We start from the raw sequence: 3,272 nt of genomic DNA on the forward strand, positions 1-3,272 counted from the left end.
TCAAGATTTTGCCATTCACAAATCGAAGTGTATTCTACTTTTTTTGTCACTTGATCACTGTAAACAATTTTGATATCAAGTTTACCAAAATAATCAGTACAAAATTTTGTTGGACTTTCTTTTTTATCAAGTAATTTTTCAGACCACGTAAATAAACTGTCTTTTTCAGCATTTGTAATTTTAAAAGCCAAGATTGAGTCTTTTGGGTTTCCAAGCAAATGAATTTGCAAAGAAGTGTCACTTTCTAAGACCGAAAATTCCTTTCCATTTGCTCGGATATTTAAATACATCCAAGTCGATGAATATTTACTTTCAGGCAATTTGACTTTGCTAGAATTTTTACATCCGAGAAACATTATACTTACAATAACTAAGACTGTGCGGATTTGAAGCATATATAATTGCGTACAACGTTAGGGCTTTGCGATGTGGTGGATTTTGAAAAACGTCAAGCCTGGAACTGATGCACAATAAAAATACAAAAGATGAAGATAACAAACAAAAGCCCATAAGAATTACGTCCGCTGGAACTGCCGCTGATAGCGATAAAATGCCGAAGCTAACAACGTCCAGCCACCATATTGCAAAACCCCATGTTGGCTGTAGTTATATTTCTACCCTTACTTTATCTTTAATTTTGTCGTAAAATTCAGAAAGATTTTGAAATATATCTCCATCAATTAAATCAGTTTCTGATGTGATATTTCCCCAATCGTCTGTGCAAGAGAAAGAAACTGTAATTTGATTTGCTTTATTGATGTATTTGCAAATAATAACTGTTTCATTATTTATATCGCAATTAAAACAAGGAGCTTCACCATAAGTGTACCATTCAAGTTGTCCACTTAAAGATTGTGATATTAGAGTGTCAATATTTGATTTAGTTATTTCCATTAATTGAATATGTTTAGTGGGGAAGTTCTAACTGTATTTAATGTATTTCTTAGAATTAAAACATCTTTTACTAACGGTTCTGTCGCAAAGTTAGCGTTATTTGATGAAATTTGGCTGTGTAGTCTAATGTAGTGATTCGATATTTTCTTGTTTATTTTTTTTATTGTTTCATTACTTTCTGCTTCACATTTGTCCTTACATTCTTGAACTATTTGTGCAAATGATTTACCTTTTTGATTGTCAATACATTCGCAGCATTTGTCTAATTGTTTGGAAAAGTCTATAGTGTAGATTTTTCTACATTCGGTCAACGTTTCTTGAAGCTGTTTAATAAGTGCCAATGCTACAGGGTATTCAAGACTTCTTAGTTTGTCTTCAATTTCATTGGTCAAACTAATTGCCTTGGTATAATGAAATGAATTTAATTCTTTTTTTATGTTATTGTAAATGGTGTCTGAGTTATTTCTAATTTGTTCGGATGTTCTCTTAATTTTGAATTGTTGATAGATAGTAAATGTCAAACCAATTAAAGTGAGAATTGTTCCAACTAACGATAACCAAAATGAGGTGGTAGTCGTTGATTGGTCGTTAAGATATTTAACAAGCCAAGCAATCGGTATTGATATAACAGAAATCCAAATTAAAAATTTCCAATCTTTTTTGTCCATATAAAAGGTTCAAATTTTTAGGGTGTCGAATAATTACAGCCAACGGTAGGGTATTGCCGCAGATGGGATATTTGCTGCTGTGTCCGACCGCAACCGAGGATGAATAAAGATTTAAAAGTACAATTTAACAACTAAAAGCCCAGTATTGCTTGTCAAGCCTGGATGATGCACAATAGCGATTTACTGATGATTGTTACAACGTCTAGCCCCATTTGCGGCAATACTTATGTTGTATGCAGGCGGATTTGTCGAACGAAATGGTTTTAATTGTGTAGAAGGGTTTTTGAATCGTCTGCTTTAGTTCTTTGAAATATCGCTTGGTTAGGGGAAAATGAAAAAGCCTTTTACGAGAAGGCTTAATCGGAATGCTTTGTCTAATATTTTCTGTTGCCGTTTCAAAATTACATTTTTTAATTTTAAAAACATTTTATTATGGCATACAGAAAATTATTTACACTTATTTTATTGTCAGTATCTCTTTATTCATGCAAGGTTACTAAAGTAAATAAAGATGTCGGTAAAATTTATCTTACCCAAGATTCAATTATACAGATATTAAAACTAAACACTACTTTTTCATTTCCTTTATTAATTGAGAAAGGTGATTTACGGAGACAGCTCCGTTAATACCGTATGTTATGGTATTGAAAAAACTTGCAAATAATAATGATGTCGTTATTGGATTATATCCTCCTGAAATAACTTGTCCATTAGCATCTGTTGTTGTTCCAAACGAAATTCCTGCCCAATTACTTTGAGAAAGGACATTGGTTATAGAATCTAACTTTTTGCTAAGAGGCGTAATGGTATAATCAATTATTCCTATAATTTCATCATCTTTTGACAAAGGATTTAGTTTCATTAATGCTCCACCTGAATTACCGTGATTGCTGGTTAAATCTAATAATAATTCCTGTCGCATTTTTGTAATGCTTAGTCCTGGGAAGTTTGCTGTTGAAGGTCTTGCCATTTTTGTTGATATTATACCTTTTGAAATAAATTGGCTTGTATCTCCAAAAGGATAGCCGCAAGTATATATTTCTTGTCCTTCCTGTAATTTATTGAAATCACCAAATTTTAAAAAGGAAACAGTTTTTGTAAAAGTATTTTTTGGAGTTAAAATACATAAATCGTAAGCAACGGCGTAAACTGTACCGCTATCAGTAAATTGAGGTAATTCAAGTTCAATTATTTCACCTTTATTATTTCTTGCACGAATAGGTGTTTTATAAGTAAGAGCATTTAAAATCACATGTAAACAAGTAGCTATAGTGCCTTTTGAATTTATAAAAAAGCCTGTCCCTTCCATAGAGTCTGTAATAATTTGAACTGTGCTTGATTTTATTTTTGCAACTTTTTCGGGGCTTAATGATTGACTAAACAAAGAAGCTGAAAATGTTATTAGAATAGATAAAATTATTAATCTCATGTTAGTTGTTTTTATGTGTGTTAGCAATATTTTAACTCTTTTGCGTCAAGGTTCTGTGTATAGTGAAAGTGCTAAAATGTGTCAAAGCCAAAAAAGCCAAGCGATATTTAAACACTTTAAAAAAATAAAGTTCATTGTCCAACGGTATGTCCATTTTGGAACGGTCACACCGCTTGCATACAACGAACAGGTATTGCTGCAGGTGTGGAATTCATTGCTCGTCCTGCCCGGAACTGCTGCCCAATAAAGATAAAAAAGTAAAAGTTTACAACCAAAAGCCC

General features: G+C 32.2%; 4 protein-coding genes. All 4 read right to left on the minus strand.

The window, feature by feature from the left end; all coding sequences use genetic code 11:
• The coding region (locus ACHZDT_RS02855) for a hypothetical protein (RefSeq protein ID WP_394773153.1) at window positions 1-191 on the minus strand (191 nt) is incomplete at its 3' end.
• Between the two features lie 415 nt (window positions 192-606).
• Window positions 607-894 (minus strand): hypothetical protein, encoded by a 288-nt coding sequence (locus ACHZDT_RS02860; protein ID WP_394773154.1) that lies wholly within the window; start codon window positions 892-894, stop codon window positions 607-609.
• Window positions 894-1,562 carry a hypothetical protein gene (locus ACHZDT_RS02865; protein ID WP_394773155.1) on the minus strand — a complete coding sequence of 223 codons (669 nt, stop codon included), beginning with the start codon at window positions 1,560-1,562 and terminating at the stop codon, window positions 894-896. The genes ACHZDT_RS02860 and ACHZDT_RS02865 overlap by 1 nt, the downstream gene beginning before the upstream one ends.
• 568 nt (window positions 1,563-2,130) lie before the next feature.
• On the minus strand, window positions 2,131-2,991 hold the full coding sequence (locus ACHZDT_RS02870; protein ID WP_394773156.1) for a serine protease: 861 nt from the start codon (window positions 2,989-2,991) through the stop codon (window positions 2,131-2,133).
• Window positions 2,992-3,272: the final 281 nt, after the last annotated feature.

The sequence above is a fragment of the Flavobacterium sp. genome (genome assembly GCF_043722275.1).
Taxonomy (GTDB): domain Bacteria; phylum Bacteroidota; class Bacteroidia; order Flavobacteriales; family Flavobacteriaceae; genus Flavobacterium.